At 55.6% G+C, this 21,061-nt stretch carries 14 protein-coding genes and 1 pseudogene; 2 read left to right on the top strand and 13 right to left on the bottom strand.

Annotated elements, in window-relative coordinates; genetic code table 11:
- The 5 genes from ABE504_RS32875 to ABE504_RS32855 form a co-directional block, all read right to left on the bottom strand.
- Positions 1 to 2,609: AAA family ATPase (locus tag ABE504_RS32875; protein WP_430096942.1), on the bottom strand; the 2,609-nt coding region annotated here is incomplete at its 3' end.
- Between the two features lie 77 nt (positions 2,610 to 2,686).
- A complete protein-coding gene (locus tag ABE504_RS32870; protein WP_430096943.1) occupies positions 2,687 to 3,865 on the bottom strand; it encodes an exonuclease SbcCD subunit D in 1,179 nt (392 codons plus the stop codon).
- Between the two features lie 29 nt (positions 3,866 to 3,894).
- A complete protein-coding gene (gene addA, locus ABE504_RS32865; protein WP_430096940.1) occupies positions 3,895 to 7,836 on the bottom strand; it encodes a helicase-exonuclease AddAB subunit AddA in 3,942 nt (1,313 codons plus the stop codon).
- The gene (gene addB, locus ABE504_RS32860; protein ID WP_430096939.1) at positions 7,814 to 11,389 is read right to left on the bottom strand and encodes a helicase-exonuclease AddAB subunit AddB; all 3,576 of its coding nucleotides are present in this window, start codon (positions 11,387 to 11,389) and stop codon (positions 7,814 to 7,816) included. Before addB ends, addA begins: the two co-directional genes overlap by 23 nt.
- Positions 11,390 to 11,642: 253 nt before the next feature.
- Positions 11,643 to 13,010, bottom strand: a complete 1,368-nt coding sequence (locus ABE504_RS32855) for a class I SAM-dependent rRNA methyltransferase (protein WP_430096938.1) — start codon at positions 13,008 to 13,010, stop codon at positions 11,643 to 11,645.
- A 21-nt stretch (positions 13,011 to 13,031) separates the two neighbouring features.
- Between ABE504_RS32855 and ABE504_RS32850 the strand changes: the two genes are divergently transcribed.
- On the top strand, positions 13,032 to 14,186 hold the full coding sequence (locus tag ABE504_RS32850) for a Na/Pi cotransporter family protein (RefSeq protein WP_430096937.1): 1,155 nt from the start codon (positions 13,032 to 13,034) through the stop codon (positions 14,184 to 14,186).
- A 15-nt stretch (positions 14,187 to 14,201) separates the two neighbouring features.
- Here ABE504_RS32850 and deoC read toward each other — a convergent pair whose 3' ends face one another.
- The 5 genes from deoC to prmA all read right to left on the bottom strand — a co-directional run bounded on the left by deoC (position 14,202) and on the right by prmA (position 18,893).
- Complete coding sequence (gene deoC / locus ABE504_RS32845; protein ID WP_430096935.1) at positions 14,202 to 14,882, bottom strand: deoxyribose-phosphate aldolase; 681 nt, start codon at positions 14,880 to 14,882, stop codon at positions 14,202 to 14,204.
- A gap of 111 nt (positions 14,883 to 14,993) precedes the next feature.
- Positions 14,994 to 16,334 carry a tRNA (N(6)-L-threonylcarbamoyladenosine(37)-C(2))-methylthiotransferase MtaB gene (gene mtaB, locus ABE504_RS32840; protein ID WP_430096933.1) on the bottom strand — a complete coding sequence of 447 codons (1,341 nt, stop codon included), beginning with the start codon at positions 16,332 to 16,334 and terminating at the stop codon, positions 14,994 to 14,996.
- A 5-nt stretch (positions 16,335 to 16,339) separates the two neighbouring features.
- Positions 16,340 to 17,107: a 16S rRNA (uracil(1498)-N(3))-methyltransferase gene (locus ABE504_RS32835; protein ID WP_430096932.1), complete on the bottom strand. Its 768-nt coding sequence runs from the start codon at positions 17,105 to 17,107 to the stop codon at positions 16,340 to 16,342.
- Positions 17,108 to 17,235: 128 nt separating this feature from the next.
- Complete coding sequence (locus tag ABE504_RS32830; RefSeq protein ID WP_430096930.1) at positions 17,236 to 17,907, bottom strand: site-2 protease family protein; 672 nt, start codon at positions 17,905 to 17,907, stop codon at positions 17,236 to 17,238.
- An 11-nt stretch (positions 17,908 to 17,918) separates the two neighbouring features.
- Positions 17,919 to 18,893: a 50S ribosomal protein L11 methyltransferase gene (gene prmA, locus ABE504_RS32825; RefSeq protein ID WP_430096928.1), complete on the bottom strand. Its 975-nt coding sequence runs from the start codon at positions 18,891 to 18,893 to the stop codon at positions 17,919 to 17,921.
- Positions 18,894 to 19,114: 221 nt separating this feature from the next.
- On the opposite strand from prmA, the gene ABE504_RS32820 reads away from it, so the two are divergent.
- Entirely contained in the window at positions 19,115 to 19,924 is an 810-nt protein-coding gene (locus ABE504_RS32820) for a glycerophosphodiester phosphodiesterase (RefSeq protein WP_430096927.1), read from the top strand.
- Between the two features lie 146 nt (positions 19,925 to 20,070).
- Here ABE504_RS32820 and ABE504_RS32815 read toward each other — a convergent pair whose 3' ends face one another.
- The 3 genes and pseudogenes from ABE504_RS32815 to ABE504_RS32805 all read right to left on the bottom strand — a co-directional run.
- Positions 20,071 to 20,346: a hypothetical protein gene (locus ABE504_RS32815; protein WP_430096925.1), complete on the bottom strand. Its 276-nt coding sequence runs from the start codon at positions 20,344 to 20,346 to the stop codon at positions 20,071 to 20,073.
- Entirely contained in the window at positions 20,347 to 20,496 is a 150-nt protein-coding gene (locus ABE504_RS32810; protein WP_430096924.1) for a YfhD family protein, read from the bottom strand. It lies immediately after the preceding gene.
- 81 nt (positions 20,497 to 20,577) lie between these two features.
- A pseudogene (locus tag ABE504_RS32805) lies at positions 20,578 to 21,061 on the bottom strand (hypothetical protein); the annotation flags it as partial.

Below are 21,061 nucleotides of genomic sequence, written 5' to 3'. Positions count from 1 at the left end.
GCCTGGGCCAGCTGCCGCGCCGCGGCGGCAGCGGCTTCGGCGGCGGCACTGGCGCGCTGCGCCGCTTGGGACTGCGCCGCTTGCGCAGACGCGTGCGCAAGCTTGGTCGCCTGCGCACGCCGGCGCAGACGCTCGAGCGCGGCAGTCGCCTCTGCAATCAGCGGCGCCACGTCCGCGCCGCCAGTGCGCGCTTCGAGCTGCCGCGTCTTATCAGCAGCCAGCTGCGCAAGTCCCTGCAAGCGCTCATCCAGTTGGAGCGCGAGGCGGTCCTGCTCCTGCGCCGCACGCTGCAAAGCCTCAAGACTCGCCTGCAGCTCCTCGAGAAACGGCACGCTTTTCTCAATCCGTCCGCGCAGCTCCTCAGCCAGCCGCTCATTGGCAAGCAACCCCTCCAGCTGCTGATCCGCCTGCTGCCAGTCCAGACCCGCATACGTCCGTGTCCACTCGCTGCGCTGCACCTCCATAGATGCCCGAATGCGCGAAGCCTTCGCTTTCGCTTCTTCCAACACAGCCAGCGCTGTCTCCTTTTGCGCTTGCAGCAGCACGGCTTCCTGTTCCATCGTTCGCTGCATGCGTTGAAGCTCTCCGAATGAAGCTTCCAGTTGTTCCCAGACATTGCCCAGATCGCCTAATTCCAATTCAACAGCCTGCCAAACGCGCTGCCACGCCGCAACCGAAGCGACCTTCGCTTCCGGCTCGCCGCTGACAGACGCCTCCTCCAAGTCCGCATGTCCCGCCGCAGCTTCACGCAGTGCCAACAGCTCATCACCAGTCACCGAAGCATCCACGTTGTTCTCCCAACGCATGCCCAGCGCAACCGCCTCTTGCCATAATGACGCCTGTTTCCGATCCAATTGAACGGCTGAATACTGCCCTTCCCTCACCCGAAGCAGCAGTTGCTCGGCAAGCTGGAGATCATCTTCCCGCGACGATTCCCCCATCACACTGTCATGACCACCCTTAGCAGGATGATCGAGCGAGCCGCACACCGGGCATGCCTCGCCATCTTGCAGTTCGCTGGCCAGAAGTTCAGCCAGCGCTTGGCGCTCCCGCTGCTTCCAGCGTTTGCGTTCCTCATCCAGCCAGGTCTGAAGTCCAGCCAATTGACGGGCAACCTCTCCAAGCCCATTTTGCATACGTTCCCGAACGGCGACCGCCTCGCCCCGCCAGGAAGCAAGCCGGCAGCCCATGGTACCCCGCTTCTCCCCAAACGCAGCTTCTCTTGCCAACACGTCTTCAAACGCCTGCTGCTTCGCAGCCTGATGCGACTCCGCTTCCAGCTTCTGCTCATTCTGCTGCTCAATCGCGCGCTTCGCATGAACCGCCGCTTGCAGCGTCTGACGGACCGCCGCATTCGTGTCAATCCCGCCAAGCTGCGCCTTGAGATCCGCTTGCTTGACGAGCGCTTTTTGCTTCGTCTCCTGCGACTTGGCGATTTCCGCTTGGAGTTTATCCCAAGCATCGCCGGCTTCCTTCCGCTGCGCCGTTACCGTCTGCATTTGCTGCTGCAAACCGCTCAGCTCTTGCGCCAGCACGCGCGCCTGCTCCAATTGATCCAGACGCAGCAGCAGCGGGCCTTCCTGCGCGCTTAGCTCCTGCTGTGCCTGCTCTGCTGCCTGAGCAGCGACAGTATACGCCAGCTCAGCCTGCTTATGAGCATCAGCCGTCTCAAGCTGCTTGGCTTCGGCCGCCGCAATCTCCTTCACCGCCAGCGCATGCTGCGCCAAGAAGGGCTGCACCTGTTGCGCCTTCTCTGCGAGTTGCAGCAACACTTCCTTTTCCTTTATAGACGGCTCGCTCTCCTGCAGCTTTCGCTGCTGAGACTCCAAGCCCTCGGCATCCGACTGCCAACCATGGATCAGCTTGTGTTCCTCATAAACACGTTCTTGCTCTGCCACACGATGGCGGCTCTGAGCCTCAGCCTGCTCGGCTTCCTCCAGCTTGCGCTTGGCATCTTCCATCGCCTGCGCAGACGCATCCCCAAGCCCTTGCTGCTCGGCAGCGAGCTGCTTGACGCTGCTGTCCGTTTCTTTTACCCTGGAGCTCACTTTCTGACTCAATTGGTCGCCGTAGGACTCCAAATGGAACAACCGCTGCAGCATTTGCCTGCGGTCTTTGCCCGTCAACGTCAGGAACTCGGCGAATTTCCCCTGCGGCAGGACAACGGCTCTCGTGAAATCCTGCATCGACAACCCCAAAATATGCTGGACCTGCTGGTTCACCTCACCCGCCTTATCCGCCAGTACAACGGTCTCGCCATCCGCAATGCGGACAAGACGCGCAATCGTGCCGTTAATCGAAAGTTCCGTTCCCCGCTTGAATTGGCGCTCAACCTTGTATCGCGTAGAGCCCGCCGCATTCGTCAACTCGAAAGTAAAAGAAACGAACAACGCCGTTTCCGCATGGTTCATAATCGCCTGCGTACCTCCGCTCGCCCGCTCAACCTTCCCGTAGAGAGCAAGCGTAATCGCGTCGAGAATCGAGGACTTGCCGCTGCCCGTAGGTCCGAAAATTCCGAATACCCCCGCATCGATCAGCCGGCTAAAATCAATCGTCTGCAGCTCCCGGTAGCTCTGTAACCCGGACATTTGTAATTGAACCGGACGCATGGCGTCCCTCCTTCCTTTCCATTCATCCCGCTTTTAGGCGCAAAGTTATCCACAATCATCCCTTTCGAATAACTTTCCTACTCGCCGGACGCTTCCTCCCGTTCTCCATCTTCAAGCAATTCCAGAAACAGCCGTACCAATTCCGGCTCAGGCTGCGCACCACCTGTCTGCCTTGCATAGAAACGCATAAAATGCTCCTCCATCGAGAGCGCCTTCTTCGGCAGCGCAATCCGCGCCGCTTCCATTTCCGGGTAGATCGGACGAATATGAATGAAGCCGTCATACGCCTTGCGCAGCGACTGAATCTGTTCCATCGACATCGCCGAGGTCATTGAAATCTCCAAATCAATCCAGGCATTGGCATCGCGTTTCTCTTCCAGCCATTGATAGACTTGGCCAATGCCTTCTTTCGCTTTCCAACTGACTAAGGGCCTGCCTGAGGTTAAAAAAATCTCCTGCGGCTCAGCTGCCTGCCCCGGCGCCAAATCAAGCAGCGTCACCGACTTTGCCTGCCCCGCTTCCGAGAAGCTGTACGCCAGCGGCGAACCGCTGTACCGCATGGGCGATGCCGCTTTCACCATTTGCGGGCGGTGCAGGTGTCCCAGCGCAACATACTGTGCGCCGCAATTCAGTGCCGTCGTATCGACGGTATAGGCGCCGCCGACTTGGATCGGACGCTCCGATTCCGTCTCTTGACCGCCCAACACATAAAGATGGCTCATCAGCAAGTTGACCGTTCCCGCTTCAAAAGAAAGGGCTTGCCTGCGAATGAGCGAAGCCACTTTGTCAGAATATTGGCCCCGCAGCACTTCTTCATCGGCAACGTCGGACAGTAACTCTTTCAGCCGGGATTCCGAAGGATACGGCAATGCAATCACGCGCGCGAGCTCGCCGGTACGGCTGACGCCGATCGACAAGCACTCGGCGATTGGCGAGCCGACCAGTGTAATCCCCTGCGCAGCGGCAAGCGGCCCCGAAGCCGCAAGCCGATCCGGGTGATCATGGTTGCCGGAAATGACAGCGACCTGTCGCTTGCCGCCATCCGACAATCTCGCGATGCCTTCATAGAACAACTGCTCCGCTGCCGCCGGCGGGTTGACGCTGTCGTAGATGTCGCCTGCAATCAGCACAACATCGATACCCTCATCCCGCACAACATTCACTAGCTCGTCCATAAAAGCGACCTGCTCCGTCATTCGGCTGCGGCCTTCCAGCGATCTGCCAAAATGCCAGTCCGCCGTATGTAAAATACGAATAGCCTTCTCCTCCTTTTTGAACAACCTTTTTACATTTCCAGCAACTTCGCACCGTCAAAAAAGTATAGAAACCTGTCGCGTACAGGTCGCTTCAAAATCTGTTCAACCGCGCGCGCGTACAGTGAAATCTGCTTCTCATACCGCTGCCTGAGCTCTTCGTCGCCGCTGCCCCGAACCGCATCCGTCTTGTAATCGACGAGCGCGAGTCCCAGCTCATCCTCGAATAGACAGTCAATGACCCCTTGAATCAGGACAGTTTCTCCTTGAAAAGACCGATCGTCATCGCCGTATACTTCCTCTGCCGGCAATCCGTAGCTAAACGGCACCTCGCGCTGCACGTTCCGAGCAGCCAGCATTCGCTTCCCAACCGGCGTATCAAAGAACGTCAGCATAACAGGGATGTCGACCACTTCCCGCTGCGCAAGCGTGAGCGTCTGTTTGCGCAGCATCCCGTCCAGTGTTGCTTCAATGCTTGCTTGCGTCGGCTTGCTGTCCAGCGCAAGATTTTGCATCACGGCGTGCACCACCGTACCGATCTCCGCAGCCGTCAGCTTCTTGTCGCTCATGAATTTAGGTCTTCGCCAAATCGTACCCGGCTTCCTGCTCTTGACATCTGACGCTTCCAACTCCTGACCAAGCGCCGCTGGAAACTCCAGTTCGCTGGAAAGGCGATTCAGCTCCGAGAGCCGCTTCATTTCGGAAACGGTCGTCTTGGCAAACCGCTTGGACGCCTCTGAGAACGCATATTGCCAGGAAAGGTTAGCTTCAAGAAGTGCCTGCCATTTCCCCTCAGTCAGCACATGCTCCCCGGCTCGAAGTGCTTCCAGCCGTAAAAGATCAGGGACATCATCAGCTTCAGCTGCCTCATCCTCGAATAGCAAGCTCTCCGGCGTGTGGACGGACACGCGCCACGCCGAGCCGTCCTCCAACAAATTGACGCCTGAAGCATCGTTCGTGATGCTGATACGCTCGCGCCACGCAGCCGCATCCGGATGCCGCAGCACGGCTGGTCCTACCCAGTCCAGATAGCTTTTCGCTTTGGCAAGCTCGAAATCCGGCAAATACCACCCACTGCGGCTCAGCATCCGCCCCCAATTCCGCAGCAGCTTGTCCAGTGACTTGACGGTGCCGACGAGATACAGTTTCTCCCGCGCCCGCGTCAGGGCAACGTAGAGTACGCGCATTTCTTCTGCCAACATTTCCAGCTTCAATCTTTTCTTAATCGCAAGTGATGGAAGCGTCGGGTAGCTGACACGCAGACGTGTATCGACATAACGGGGACCGAAGCCCAGCTCTTTATGAAGCAGAAACGGCTCGTTCAAATCGCGCTGATTAAACATTTTGGACATGCCCGCCACAAAAACGACAGGGAATTCAAGCCCCTTGCTCTTATGAATGGACATAATGCGCACAACGTCCTCTTGCTCACCAAGCGCCCGTGCCGTACCCAGATCGCCGCCGCTTTCCTTCATTCGCTCAATAAAGCGCAGGAAGCGGAACAAGCCGCGCAGCGACGTGCTCTCATACTGTTTGGCCCGGTCATACAGCGCTCGAAGATTCGCTTGCCGCTGATTGCCGCCAGGAAGGCCGCCAGCATAGTTGTAGTAACCCGTCGCCCGGAAAATGCCCCAGATCATCGTCGCCAGCGAGCCCTGCCGCGCTTCATCGCGCCAAGCTTCGAGCTGCACGAGGAACGAGGTCACTTTCGTATACAGCTCTCCCTGTTCTTCCTCAGCGCCCTGCTTCACCCAGCGACAGACCGACTCATAGAAAGGAACGGATTTGTCGATTGCCCGAATCTGCGCGAGCTCCTCCGCATGCAGTCCAACGAGCGGAGAACGCAGAACTGCGGCAAGCGGAATGTCCTGAAAAGGATTGTCGATCACTTTAAGCAAGGACAGCATCACTTCCACTTCCGTTGCCGCAAAGTAACCGGTGCTCAGCTCCGCATAAGCTGGAATTCCTTGTTTTTTGAGCTCATCAATTAGAATTGGCGACCACGCTTGCGTAGCGCGCAGCAAAATCACAATATCCCGATACGTAGCCGGACGATCTCCGCCGATTCGCTTATCGAACACCTGGAATCTTGTCCCGCCATCTTGCCCAAGCAGTTCTTTAATCTGCTTCGCAATAGTACGCGCCTCGAGCTGCGCCGTCTCCAGCTCCTGCGCTTCCGCAGCCAGATCGTTGGCATCATCCTGACCATCGCTCGCTTCATCGCCATCTTCAGCGCTCTCCTGCTCTTTCTCTGCTCCCGCATCCAAACCGCGATCAATCAACATAAGCTCTACCGCACAATCCGAGGCTGAAGGCGGATACCCTGCGCCATAAACCAATTCCGCACGCTCATCATAGGAAATTTCGCCGACGGTCTCATTCATCACTTGCTTAAAAATAAAGTTAACCGCGTCCACCACTTCCACCCGGCTGCGGAAATTCCGCGCGAGATCGATTCGCCCGCCCGCTGCCGCCGGGAGCTTCATCGCACTTTTATCCGAGGCGTACGCCTTGTATTTCTCCATAAAGAGCCCCGGCTCCGCCAACCGGAACCGATAGATGCTCTGTTTCACATCTCCGACCATAAACCGATTCCCCGGCTTCCCCGTCGAAATCAGGTCAACGATCGCTTCTTGCACTCGGTTCGTATCCTGATACTCGTCGAGCAACACCTCCGCAAACTGTCTGCGGTAGGCTTCCGCCGCCTCGGAAGGAATTAATTCTCCCGGCAGCGAGCCTGGCGCACTAAGAATTTGCAAGCAGTAGTGCTCCAGATCGGCAAAATCAATAAGCCCTTTCTCGGCTTTCGCCTGCTGATACCGCCCGCCAAAATCGACGACCAAATCAACAAGCGTATGAAGCAGCGGCGCCATATCCGCCACTTCCTGCTGGAACTGCTCCGGCGTTCGGCCGAACAGCTCTTCTTTCAGCTTGTTGATCCCGTCTTTGGCTTTATTGCGAAGCCCCTTGACTTCCTCTTGCATCGCTTTGTCGTAGCCATCGCCCTTGCAGGCTTTCAATTTACCGAATTCGACGGTCTGAAAACCGCGATACAGAACGGACCAAGGATATGCGATCGTTTCCAACAAATTATGAACGAGTTCCAAATCCTCGCGCAAATTGTCCAGGTACGGTGCAGGCCCGCCCGGACTGTCGGCGATCGCCTGCGCCTGCAGCAGCAGGTCCGCCGCCCCTTGCAGTTCCAGCGACAAATCCCGCTTAAGGCTATTTTCCCACAGCTCGAAATCAACGGTCGCCGAGGATGCCGCAACGAGCGGCAGCGCCTCATGAAGCCCTTGCTCGGCTTGCACACTCTCTGCACTTTCCGGAGCCTTCGGCGGACCAAACATCGAAGCCGTAGTCCGCAGCCAATGCTCAGGCCAAGGATGGCTGCGCGATACATCGTACAGCTTCTGAATCAGCTGCATAATGGCGCTGTCGTTCCGTTCACCGCTGAACGAATCGACTAACCGCCAAAACGCGCTGTCTTCGCCGCTCACGGTGTAGTAAGACTCCAGCATCTCGCCGAGCAGATCCTGCCGGAGCAGATCCGCCTCCGTCTCATTGGCGATGCGAAAGCCCGGATCCAGCTGAATCAAGCTAAAATAACGCTGAACCACCTCAAGACAGAACGAGTGGAGCGTCGTGATCGACGCCTTGCCCATTAGGGCAAGCTGCTTGCGCAAATGCTGCGAGTTTGGCTGCTTCACCAGTTCTTTCTCGAGCGCTTCCCGAATCCGGTGCTTCATCTCCGAAGCCGCCGCTTTCGTAAAAGTTGCGACTAGCAAACGATCCACGTCCAGCGGCTCCCACTCATTCGAGATACGGCGGATAATGCGCTCAACCAGCACCGCCGTTTTGCCGGAGCCGGCCGCCGCCGCAACGAGCATATGCTGACCTTTTAACGTAACCGCGTCCCACTGGTCGTCCGTCCACGTGCTTCCCGCCGGTTTAGGCTCTTGAACTTGATTCATCCGCTACTCCTCCTTCCTGCAAAGCTGAATGGCCGCTCCTGCTCGCCATATCGGCCCAGAGCTGATCCTTGGACGGCTGACGCAGTACCTGAATGTCGTTGCCTTCAAACATAGGATCAATTTGGCAAATTGAAGCATAATCGCAGAACGTGCACGCCGTTTTCTTCCCTAACCGAAATGGCGCAATCTCAACGTGACCGTCCGTAATATCGGTGCCGATCCGCTTTACCTGCCCGCGCACATAGTTGCGCAAAGTATCCCACTGCTCTTCCGTCGCCACGGAAGAAGTCGAATAGAAACTGCCGTCTTTCTTGAGCGCCACCGGAATAAGCCGGGAATGTCCGGCTTGCACCGTCAGCTCATCATCCATCAAACCCGCCACTTCGGCATCCGCAGTGACAAGACCTTTCATTTTATAACGTTTGAACAATTCCTTCTCAACCTCGTCCGGATCGAGCGCATTTTTACGTTGCAGCATCGGGTTGTGCACATGGAAATAAAGCACTCCGGCCGGCTTTGCTTCTACGCCCAACCACGTCTCGGCATGGGTTAAAATGACATCCAGATACGTCAGCATTTGCAGCGACAGCCCGTAGTACACTTCCGACAGCTGCAGCGCCGTCTGGCTCGATTTATAATCAATAACGCGCAAAAGTACGCCCTGCTCGCCTTCCGCGCGGTCCACACGGTCAATTCGTCCAATAATTTCCATCGTGCAGCCGTTTTCCAGCTGGAACGTGAGCGGCGGCAGCGTTTTTCCCGGCCCAAAATCAATTTCAAGTCCAAGCGGCGCAAACTTGCCATGTTTGGCATGCTGGCCCAACATCACAACGGCTTTGCCGACCACTTGCTTTAACTTTCGAGCAATATACCCATAACGGCTGGAGCTGAGCAAAATCTCGCTTTGCAGACGTGGCGTGAGTTCGTCCACGACAGCCGCCGAACGCTCCATACATGCCTCCGCCGAAAGTTCGCCCCATGCCAGCTGATCCTGCTGCAGCCCTTGTACAAAACGATTAAGCGCTGCGTGGAACAACTGGCCGATGTCCGGCGCTTCCAGCCGGTACACGTGGCGCTCCTGCAGCCTAAGACCGTGAGAAACGAAATGGGAGAACGGACAGGCCACATATTTCTCCATTCGCGACACGCTCGCTCGCAAATGCTGTCCGTACAGGAGCTTGCTCGTCGGCGCCGACAACCGCTTCTCCGCGTTCGTATAGTGCAGCGCCTGAATCAACGTGTGTAGCTGCGGACGCCACACCGGATGATCGGCATACCAATTGTATGCCTCCCACCACAAGTCGGGCAGCTTGCCGCCCAGCATCCAATGTTTGAGCCTTGTCCCCAGATAAGCAATCGCAGGAACCGGGTGAGAGAGGTACTCAGCTTGCTCCTCAAGCGGCAGCTCCAGTGAAGGCTCAGCCAGCAGCAGAGGCGCATCCGTCCCCGGAAATAAAGTGCGCATTTGCTTGATCAGCTCGGAAGGAAGCAACGATTTGCCCTCTTCGTCCGCAAGCGGGTAGCTGAGCCAGAGCCGGCGCCCCGGCACGGTCAGTGACGTGTAGATAATAAATTGCTCGTCCAGCAGCTTGCGCCGACTTCCGTCGGCCATCGGCAAGCCGGAAGCGAGCAGCGTTTCGCGCTCAGCTTCGGTCAGGACGCCTTTTTCCTCCATCTGAGCAGGAATGACACCGTCATTAACCCCTAAAATATACGCATAGCGAATACCGCTTGAGCGCGTTCGATCCATGCTGCCAATCAGAAGTTGATCCATCGATGGAGGAACAAGTCCGAGCTTCATGCTTTCCATGCCGGTTTCAATCAATGAGCTGAACAGCTCGGCCGACACCTCGTCTTCGCCCATCGTTTCGACCAACTGATCGAACATATCCATGATGGAGCCCCACATTTGGCTGTGCTCGCGCGCTTTCTCCGGATGCCCGGCTTCCGTCGCTTCCTGGCCCCAAATCTCCAGCTTGTCGGGTGCATTCACGTCAACGAGCAGCTCATATACAGCCTCGACGCGCTGCTTGACCGTGCGTGCCTGTCCCAAGCGTTTGGCAAACGCCTGCAGCGGCTGAGCCACCCAATTGCGGCTGCGGTGGATCGCCTGATGCGCTTCAATATCCGAAATCTGCGGCTGCTCCTCCTGCTCCAAATTAGCGCGCAGGGAATACGTCCAAGGCTTGTTATCCGTCCAACGGTAACCTTGAATGCCGAAAGCCAGTACATAATTTTCCAGTTTGTCCATGTCTGCTCGATGATCCCGTGCTTCGAGAGGCAGCAGCAAATCCGTCTTAATACAGCGGAACACGGCATCATAATGCCAATTGTGCATCACGACCTCAAGCGCCGACCGAATAAACTCGACGAGCGGATGATGCAGTACAGAACGCTTCTGGTCAAAAAAGTGCGGAATTCCTTGATCCGTCAGCACCATGTCCAGCAGATCCTGATACCCTTCCATGTTCCGCACCATGACGGCCATTTCGCGCCAGCGAACGCCATGTTCACGAACGAGCCGCAGCATATCGCGAACCGCTCCCTCGACCTCTGCTCGCCGATGCACCGCTTCCCGGATCACCAGCTGATCGCTCAGCTTCTCGCCTTCCCGCCCTTTATATTTGGTGGCACGACCGCCAATACGGCGGTCGAACTGCCGCTCCAGGTACGCCAGCGCGGGAGCGTTTTCGTAACGCGGAGATACTTCCGGCTCTAGCACCATCACCTCCGGCGCATCCAGACCGAGCTGATGGATCAGCTCCTGCAGCCGCACCATCGTCTTCGCTGTGCTATGAAATAAATCCAGTTCATCCGGTGTATCCCCGGCCTGCAGCTCCCGATCGAGGCAAAGGGTAATTGTCACTTGCGTACACGCCGCAAATAACGCACCTAGCACCTGGAATTCCTGCGGGGTAAACCCGTGAAAACCGTCGATCCAAACTTCGGCGCTGCGCAAATAGGACGATGCCGGAACCTGTTCAGCCAGCAGGCTCAAATAATCCTCGCCGTCCAAATACTGCCGGGCAAGCTCCGCTTCAAACTGCCGATAAATGAGCTGAATATCGTGCATTTTGCTGCGCAGCAGGCCGCTCTCGCCAGCCGACGCCGCACGTCCGCTTTCATGCTTGGCCAAGTGCTCAGCGCTGACGCAGTACCGCTTCATTTCCGTAAACAGCTGGTTCAACCTGTCGACAAAGCCCATTTGTTCGGCGGTATGGCCGAATAAGCGCAGCTCGTCCTTATATGTATGTAAAATGCTGGTCAACAGCAATTTCTTGCCTGTATCATCAATCGGCAAACGCGCCGTACCGCCTTCTTCCTGCATGACGCGCCACGCCAGCCGGTGAAAGCTCAGCACCTGCGCGCGGATCATGCCGCGAATCGCAGGATCGGCTACAAGCGCATGCTCCGCTTGAAACGTCGCTTGCTCCGGCACGAGCAGAATGAGCGGCGCTCCTTCCTGCGACGCAGCCAACTGCCGCTTCATTTCCGTCAGACAGCGTTCGCTTTTCCCGCTTCCGGCTCTGCCGATCACAAATCGTATAGACATACAGCGCCTCCTCTATCCTCGCATCAACCGCGATGCATGCTTGCCATCCACGGCCATCATCAGATCACCATTATATCAATTCTACCATTCTATCATAATTCACAACGGAACTAAGCGTGGTAGATGATGGGGAAATCCCAAAAATAGGAACATATATTCTATTCTACCATTGAAGCGCAAAAAAGCAAAGCTCGAAATAAGAGCTTTGCCCGTTCATTGATAGCCCATTGCTGCCAACAAACTTCACCTATAGCTACGCCTTGCTGCGCACCTCAAAAATCGCAAACTTCAAATAGTGCCCCTCATCCACACCCAAAATGCGCGGGTGGTCCATCCCTGCTGCGCGAAACTCAACGAGACGCAGAATTTTCCCGGCATCTGTCGCGGCGGCATGAATCGTTTCCAGGAACAACTCCGGATGCATGTGGTAGGAGCAGCTCGCCGTCACCAGATAGCCGCCTTCATTCACAAGCTTCATGCCGTGCAAATTAATATCTTTATAGCCGCGGCATGCGCCTTCGACCGCGCTCCGTGTCTTGGCAAACGCCGGCGGGTCCAGAATGACGACGTCCCACGTCCGGCCGCTGCTGGCGATCGGCTTCGAAGTATCGACCTTTGCGCTGCCTGCTGTTCCCGCTGCCCCGCGCTGCTTGCGCTCGTCCAGCCCTTTGACCTGCGTGCGCAAGTAGTCAAACGCATCCGCCACGACGAACTCGACACGGTCTTCAAAACCGTTCAGCCCGACGTTCGTCCTAGCGCTTTCAATCGCATGCTCGGAAATGTCGAGGCAGGTGACCTTTTTGGCTCCGAACTTGCACGCATTAAGCGTAAAGCTGCCCGTATGCGAGAAGCACTCCAGCACTGTCGCGCCGTCCCAATACGGGAACGTGACGACTTTACCGTTGGCATTCACAGGCTGCAAGCCAGCGCCTTCTACCTCTTGCAGCGCAATGCCGCTGCGGTGTCCCCAGCCGGTCATCAGCGGCGCAATCGCGGCGCGATTTTCACGCTGATCGAAGAAATAGCCTGTCTTCTGTCCTTCCTCAATGTCCACTCTGATACGCAAACCATTCTCCAAAATATCAACATGGCGCTCACACGTGCCGTACAGCAAGCCTTTCGTCTGCTGCAAACCTTCTAGCTCCCGAACCGGCACATCACTGCGCTCATAGATGCCTTCCGGCTTCATAACGGCCGCCAGCGCTTCAACGATACGATCGCGGCAGCGGTCCATGCCAAGCGTAAGAATCTGGACGACGAGCGTCCCTTCAAATTTATCCACAATCAGTCCCGGAAGGAAATCCGCTTCACCGTACACGAGCCGATACGATGCTGCACCTTTCACAAACCGTTCGCGGTGTGCGAGGCATTGCGTAAACCGCTCGATAAAAAAGTCGGTCGTCATCTCTTCCAGCGGGTGATAGGCGACAACGCGCACCGTAATTTGCGATGCTTCGTTATAATAGCCTGTCGCCACATATTTGCCTGTATGGGTGTGGACCGCAACCAATTGCCCAGGAGCGATTTCCCCTTCTACACGCTCAATTTCGCTTTTATACACCCAAGGGTGTCCCTGCTCTAATCGTGGTTTGCGCTTTTTATGTAAAAATACTGCTGACATAAGATTTGAGCCGTCCTTTGCATGAAGGCAGGCAGCCGCCGCCATGATAGCCAATCTTCCCAAGACCGGCTTGTCATGCTCGTCTACCCGTTCACATATATTGATGAAAACCGAAAAATCCGACACGCCTTTGAAAAGGAGAATTTCGCCATGATGCATGCGATTATTCTGCCTGTGCTCGCAGGCTTAGCTTTGTTTCTGCTTGGCATGAAGCTGATGGAAAACGCGCTTCAGTCCTGGGCAGGCCCCCGCCTCCAGCAGTGGCTGGAGCGGTTCACCCGAACGCCGGTCCGCGGCCTCGCCACCGGCACCGTGCTCACAGCGGCGCTGCAAAGCAGCTCCGCGATCACCGTCATCGCCATCGGCCTCGTCGGCGGCGGCGTCCTTTCCTTCCCGAGAACGCTCGGCGTCATTCTCGGGACGAACATCGGCACGTGCCTCACCACCGAGCTGATCGGGATCAGCCTCGGCGGCATCGGCGTGCCGTTGCTCCTCGCGAGCGCCGGCGTCTGGCTCGCGAGCTGGATCGCCGGTCCGCTGCCGCAGGCTGGCGGACCCGATCGCTCCGCCGCCAAGTCCGGCGCGGCGGCGGTAACCCCCGCGGCCGCCTCCGCAGGCAGCGGCCGACCCTGGCTCCGCGGCGTGCGCTACGGCGCGCTCGCGGCCAGCGGTTTTGCTCTCGTGCTGCTCGGCATCGAGATCATGCAAACCATCGGGCCTGCGCTGCAGTCCCGGGGGCTTTTCGCCTGGTTCGTGCTCCAGGCGCAGTCCAGCCTGCTCTGGGGCATCCTCGCAGGCGCAGCCGTCACAGCGCTCGTGCACAGCAGCGCCGCCGTCATTGCGATGGCGATGGGCCTCGCCGCCGTCGGGGGCATCCCCGTCGAGCTCGGCGTCGCAATCACCATCGGTGCCAATGTTGGCACCTGTGTGACCGCGCTCATCGCCGGGATGAGCTCAAACCGCGCCGGCCGCTACGTCGCGTGGTCCCACATCCTCCTCAACGTCGGAGGAGCGGTCCTTTTTTACCCGTTCATTCACCAGCTTGTTGCCGTCTCCGGGCTGTGGGCCGCCGACGCGTCCTCGCAAATCGCGCGGTCGCAAACGATTTTCAACGTCGTCTGCTCCCTGATCGCTTTGCCCTTGTGCTATCTTAGGCGACTTTCCGAAATAAAGTAGCTTCGGAAAGCGCCATTAATACGTGGAAGCGCCTTGCGTTCCGTTCACAATAGCGACACCGGAGCTTGTGCCCAAACGCGTTGCGCCCGCTTCAATCATCGCAATCGCCGTTTGCAAATCGCGCACGCCACCGGACGCTTTGACGCCGATATGGCCCGATACGTTTTGGCGCATTAAACGAACGTCTTCTACCGTCGCTCCGCCAGGACCGAAGCCTGTCGACGTTTTCACGAAATGGGCCCCGGCTTCTTCAGAAAGCTGGCAGGCTTTGATTTTTTGCTCATCCGTCAAAAAACCTGTTTCCATAATCACTTTCACAATCGCCTGGCCTTTCACCGCCTCGACGACATGCTCGATATCAGAGCGCACTGCATCATAGTTGCCTTCCATCAGCAGACCGATCGGCAGCACCGTATCAATCTCAACGGCGCCACTTTCCACGGCTTCGGCCGCTTCAAACGCTTTAACCTCACTAAGGCTCGCGCCCAGTGGAAAACCGACAACCGCCGCTACCTTGACACCCGTACCTTCCAGCGCTTTGGCCGCCGTTTCTACGAATTGCGAGTTCACGCAAACGCTGAAAAATTGGTGCTCCGCCGCTTCCGCGCAAAGCTTTAAGATCGCTTCTGTGCTGGCATCGGCTTTCAGTAAGGTGTGGTCGATATAGGATGCGATTTCTTTGGCGCTTAATGTCATGGTTGTTAATCTCCCTGTCGTTTTATTGAATAACCGTGAAAACCTCTAGGCCAGCCCTGACCCGCAGCGACTTCACCTAGAGGTGCATACCGTCCCGAGGGACGTCTGTTCTTACAAGTTTACAACAGCCGCAGGCGCCATCACGCGAACCAGTTGGCCTTTATTTTCATTGACGCCGGCTTCCGTCACTTTCACACGGCAGACTTCGCCGATCATATCTTCCGAACCTTCAAAGACAAGCTGCATATAGTTGTCCGAATAACCCATGTACAAGCCGCTGTTCTCGGCGCCTTTATACGCGCGTTCCGGAATCACCTCAAGCACTTGACCAACGAACTTTTGCGCATAAGCGAGCTGCATTTTCTCGGAGAGATCGATCAGCTCATGTACGCGCTGGTTCTTGATTTCTTCGTCGATCTGGTCTTCCATCCGCGCCGCAGGCGTGCCCGTCCGCTTGGAGTAAGGGAAAACGTGCATCTCGGAAAACTTCATGCGCTCCATGAACGCATAGCCGTTCCGGAACATCTCTTCCGTCTCACCCGGAAAACCAACAATGACGTCCGTCGTGATCGCGACATCGGGCATAATTTCGTGCAGACGCTCAATTTTACGCGCGAATTCTTCGGTCGTGTATTTTCTGCGCATGCGTGCGAGCACCTGATCGTCGCCAGCTTGCAAAGGAATATGCAAATGGCGGCACATTTTATCCGAAGCTTTCAGCACCTCAATCACTTCGTCCGTAATTTGACTCGCTTCAATCGAAGAAATCCGAATGCGCTTCAAGCCCTCCACTTTATCAAGATCCCAAAGCAGCTTCGCAAGGCTGTAGTCTTCCAAATCTTCGCCGTATCCGCCGGTATGAATACCCGTCAGCACGATTTCCTGATAGCCTGCGGCTACGAGCTGCTCAGCCTGTGCAATCACGCTCTGCGGTTCACGGCTGCGCATCAGACCGCGCGACCAAGGGATAATGCAGAAGGTGCAGAAGTTGTTGCAGCCTTCCTGGATTTTCAGAAATGCTCGTGTCCGATCTGCAAAATCCGGTACGTCCAGTTCTTCGAACTGGCGTGTTTTCATAATGTTGCGCACCGCGTTGATCGGCTGGCGGTCCTGTTCAAACTGCTTAACGAGCGGAATGATCTTGTCCCGGTCCTGCGTCCCGATGACCATATCCACGCCCGGAATTGCCAAAATTTCGGCTGGCGACGTCTGCGCGTAACAACCTGTCACCGCAACAATCGCTTCCGGATTGCGGCGAATTGCCCGGCGAATCATTTGCCGGCTCTTCTTATCGCCTGTATTCGTTACCGTACACGTATTCACGACATATACATCCGCTGTCTGCTCAAAATCAACCTGCTCATAGCCCTCGTTCTTGAACAGCTGCCAGATCGCTTCCGTATCATAAAAATTCACTTTACAACCCAAAGTATGAAACGCTACCGTTGCCATCGTGCTTATCCTCCCATTTCTCCGGTTTCATATAACAGGCAGGTCAGCCCCACCATCGCAGCCGTTTCCGTCCGCAAAATGCGCGCGCCGAGCGACACCGAGCGAAAGCCCGCGTCCTCAGCTTGCTGAATCTCCTGCTCTGTAAATCCGCCTTCCGGCCCTACCGCGATCAGAACAGACTTGCCTGGAGCGAGCCGCCCCGCATCCACTGCCGCCTGAATCGCCGGCCGGAGCTGCTGACCGTCTTCTTTTTCATAGCATATCCAAGCGACGTCCGCTTCCTTCGCCCGCTGCAGCAATTGTTTCCACGTATAGACGGATTCAATCTGCGGCACGCGATTGCGATGCGCCTGCTCCGCGGCTTCTTTGGCGATTTTTTGCCAGCGCTCTGTCCGCTTCGCTTCTTTCTTCGCATCGTACTGAACGATCGTTCGCTCCGATAAAAAAGGAAGAAACCGGGCTGCCCCGATCTCGGTCCCTTTCTGAATAATGAGTTCCATCTTATCGCCTTTGGGCAGGCTTTGCGCGATCCACACCTGAACCGCCGCCTCCGCATTCATCGGCAATTCCTGAACGACCGTTCCAGTTACTCGCCCCTTATCCAGCTCCGTAAGCCGAACGAGCACTTCACGATCCAGTCCGTTGCTGCAAATGACTTCGTCGCCTTCTTCCGCGCGCATCACCCGCAGCAAATGATGGGCGTCGTCGCCCTCAATCGATACGGTAAGTCCGTCCGCAGAAAACTGTTCAGGCGGTAAAAAATAACGCTGCATGTACAAGCCCCTCTATCTGCATTCATGTCATTCGTTCAAGAATCGTGCGTTGTAAAACGTCCACTCACCATCATACCTTGTTTGTCTCAGAAAAGCTATATGGGATTGGGAGGTTGGCGATTTTCCCCCTACATACCGAGCATAAAAGCAATTGGCTTTGCAAACCAGCGAACAATGTCATTCCCTAAACTTAAATACGGATCAAGCGTCACCTGTCTAAGCGGTCGTATAAAGACGACCAAAAGGAAAATAACCGAAGCCCATTGCTCAAACTTTTGCAGTCCTTCCGAGTACTTCAGATCAACCAAATCTTGAATGATCCGGTAGCCGTCGAGCGGCGGAATCGGGATCAAGTTGAACAAGAACAAGGTGAGGTTAATGCTCAGCATCAGACTTAGGAAAATCTGGATGGCATCGCCGCTTCCCGTCGACAACCCTTCATACCAGCCATTCTTATGAAATAACGCCAATATGAACATCGAAATAAAAGCAAGAATCAAATTGCTAATCGGTCCCGCAGCCGTTACGATAATCCCGTACAGACGCGGCTTTTTGAAATTCCCCCGATTCACCGGCACCGGCTTCGCCCAGCCAAACCCCGCGAGCAGCAGCATAATCGTACCGAATAGGTCCAAATGAACCATCGGGTTCAGTGAAACCCGGCCGAAATGCTGGGCAGTTGGATCTCCCAGCTTGTACGCACTGTATGCGTGCGCAAATTCATGCACCGTAAATGAAATGACGAGCACCAGAATCACAAACGGCAGCGTATTCCAATCGTAAAACAGTAAGCCTCCCATGTGCGAACCACCTACATCTTTCTGGCTACAATCACGACCCAGTTGTTCTCATAGTTTTTCTCTACAATCGTAAACTGAGCGGCGACAAGCGCTTTTTCTACTAGCTCTTCTTTTTCTGTAATAATGCCTGACGTGATGTAGTAGCCGCCTTGCTCCAGCACCTCATAGACATCGGAGACGAAGGTAACAATTACTTCCGCCAAAATATTCGCCACGACCAGCTGCACCGGTATCGTCACGCCAAGCTGCGAAGCACTGTCTGTCTCGCTCTCTTTCAATACGCCAAGCAGATCGCTTTGTTTCACCGTAATGAGGTCTTGCAGATGGTTCTGTACCGTATTCTCGTTGGCACTATCCACGGCAACCGGATCGAGGTCAACCGCCAATACATGCTTCGCGCCAAGCTTCGCCGCCGCAATCGCCAAAATGCCGGAGCCCGTGCCGACATCAATCACGTCATCTCCGGACTTCAACACTTTTTCCAGCGTCCGCAGACAAAGCGCCGTCGTCGCATGCGTCCCGGTGCCAAACGCCATGCCCGGATCAAGCTCCAGAATCAACTCTCCTTCGGAAGCCTCATAATCCTCCCAGGTTGGCTTAATCGTCAAACGATCTGTAATGCGGAACGGTTTAAAATACGCTTTCCACGCGTGCGCCCAATCTTCATCGTCCACTTCCACAACCGCAAACGTTGGGTCTCCTGTATCGATGTCGAACGTGCTGAGCTCAGCGACGGAAGCCTTCAAACTCTCGAGAATAGGCTCCATCTCTGTCCCTTGATAAAAGTATGCCTTAATGACAGCCCGGCCTTCCGGAATATCGTTCAGCGGAGCTTCGTACAACTGCCCATAGGACGTGTCCCGCTCTTTATTTAAGGTGCCGGACTCTTCGATGGAGACGCCTCCGGCTCCCAGTTCGTGTACAAAATTCGTAATCATTTCAATCGCTTCTTCTGTCGTATGTACGGTTAATTCCTGCCAAAGCATAAGTACAGCTCCTTCTATAAATAATCGCCTGTGAAGCTATGACCGAAACGGGCCTATTTTCACAAAGACCATTGTACTACACTTCGGTCATCGGGTAAAATAAAGGAAACATGTAAGCGTTTTATTTTTCCTGAAAAAACTAAATCTTTTCTAAAACTTTTTTGCTACGATTCGCGTATAGAGTTTATCCATTACCCCTGAGAGAGAACGGTGACACACGTATGAACAAATTATTATCAGCCCTTTTCGTTGCGCTTTCCTTGCAGCTTGTTGTTCCTATGTCTACTCAAACGATGCTGGCTGATAATTATAGTCAAGTGACCGCCCATCGCGGCAGTTCAGCGGAAGCTCCTGAGAATACGATGGCCGCTTTCCAGCAAGCGATTAAAGACAGAGCCGGCCTCGCCGAGCTTGACGTTCAGGAAACATCCGACGACGTCGTGATGGTCATGCATGACGACAGTGTGTACCGAACTACGGGGATTCGCAAAAATATGTGGGAAGCCACTTCGGCCGAGCTGAAAGCTGCGGATGCCGGCAGCTGGAAAAGCGCCAAATACAAAGGGGAGCACGTCCCTACGCTGGAAGAAGTCATTCAGGCGGCAAAGGGACATATGAAACTAAACATCGAGCTCAAAAACAACGGCCACAGCAAGCGGCTTGTCGAAAGAACCGTGGCGTTGATCGAAGCGAATAATTTTGTGAATGATTGTATCGTCACCTCCTTCGACGCGCAGTTTCTGCAACGGGTGAAAGAGCTGAATCCCGCCATCAAAACCGGACTCATCGTCGGGCAAAAGCCCTCCGACTGGGAGCCGATCCTCAGCAGCACCAATTATGATGTCATTTCCGCCGCCTATACGCTTGTGAATGGCCGTTTCGTCGACCAATGTGCGGAACATCGCAAAGAGGTCTACGTTTGGACGGTCAACGATGCGCGCATGATGAGGCAGATGCTGGCGCTCGGGGTGGCGAGCATCATTACGAATGAACCGGCTAAGCTCACAGATTTGATGAGTCAGGAGTTATGACAAAAGATAAACGGCTCCGCCGTCCTTTCGAGGACGGTAGCGTTTACTGAAGACATGGAGCTGCTTCGAGGATATACTTTCTGACATGTATAAAAAGCACCGGCCCTGCGCGCCATCAAGGCGATCCGCAAAGCCGGTGCTTTTTTTCATATTTTGCCGCCTGCGTCTTCGATGACACGTGCCGCCTGCTCGCGGGTCTCCGCATGAACGACGGCAGTCAGTACTATGTCCAGCCCGACCGTATCCACATCGTGATCGCTGCTCACGATGCTGTCCGCCATCGCATTCTCGAGCTCGAAGCCGAGATTGTTGGAAAAGCGGTCAACTCGCACATCGATGGCGCGTAAAGCTTTCAGTTTGGCTGCCGCACCCTCTGCTTGCTCCGGGGAATGAAAATAAGCTAAAATCGCGACCTCAGCCATTTACTGCTCTTCCTGCCGAAAATCGGCTTCCTGCGCACGCTCCGCTGCCTCAAAATCGTCGGCGTCCGCTACCTCAGCGGAAAACTCGACATCCTCATTTTTCGCAACGGGCAGCTTATTTGTCGTTGTCTCGCGATCAGGTTGTTTCATGGGTATATTCCTCCTGCTGTCTGGTTTTAAACCATTTAGTATTGTGCCTAACCAGGAAGGAATTATGCTGACAACCCGCCGTTATTCCTTGATCTTCTCGAACGAAGCGTCGTACAGCCGGAACATCGTTTTGTAGCCGGATTCGTCGAGTTTGATGCCGACGTCCAGCCTGCCGGTGATTTTCAGCGGTCCGGACATGTATCGCAGCTTCACTCCTTCCGGCACGAAGACGATCATAATTTTGTTCCAATACGTCTCATCCCCGTTATCGAACGGGCACTCGGCGCCGGGCTTTGGAATGAGCAGGAACCAGTGCTTGTCAAAAGAGAGCACTTCGCCCATGAAGCCTTTAATTTCGACGGTTTTACCGCTCAAATCCCAGAAGCGGTTTGAAGGCGTATCCTGCTTCTCCGAGTCAAAAAATTGATCCCACGTGATCTCGTTCCCCGTGTAGGCAGGCGCAGCCGGCACAGGTGTCGCCGCGGGCGAAGCCAACGGCTTGCTCGTCGGCGCCGCTGTCGGCGACGGAGCCGCCGCCGTGCCGGCCGCGGGCGCCGGGCTTGCC

It is taken from the genome of Paenibacillus oryzisoli, from assembly GCF_050467285.1.
GTDB classification, from domain to species: Bacteria; Bacillota; Bacilli; order Paenibacillales; family NBRC-103111; genus Paenibacillus_E; species Paenibacillus_E oryzisoli_A.
Note: the sequence above shows the minus strand (reverse complement) of the source record. Positions and strands in the feature narration are given on the sequence as shown.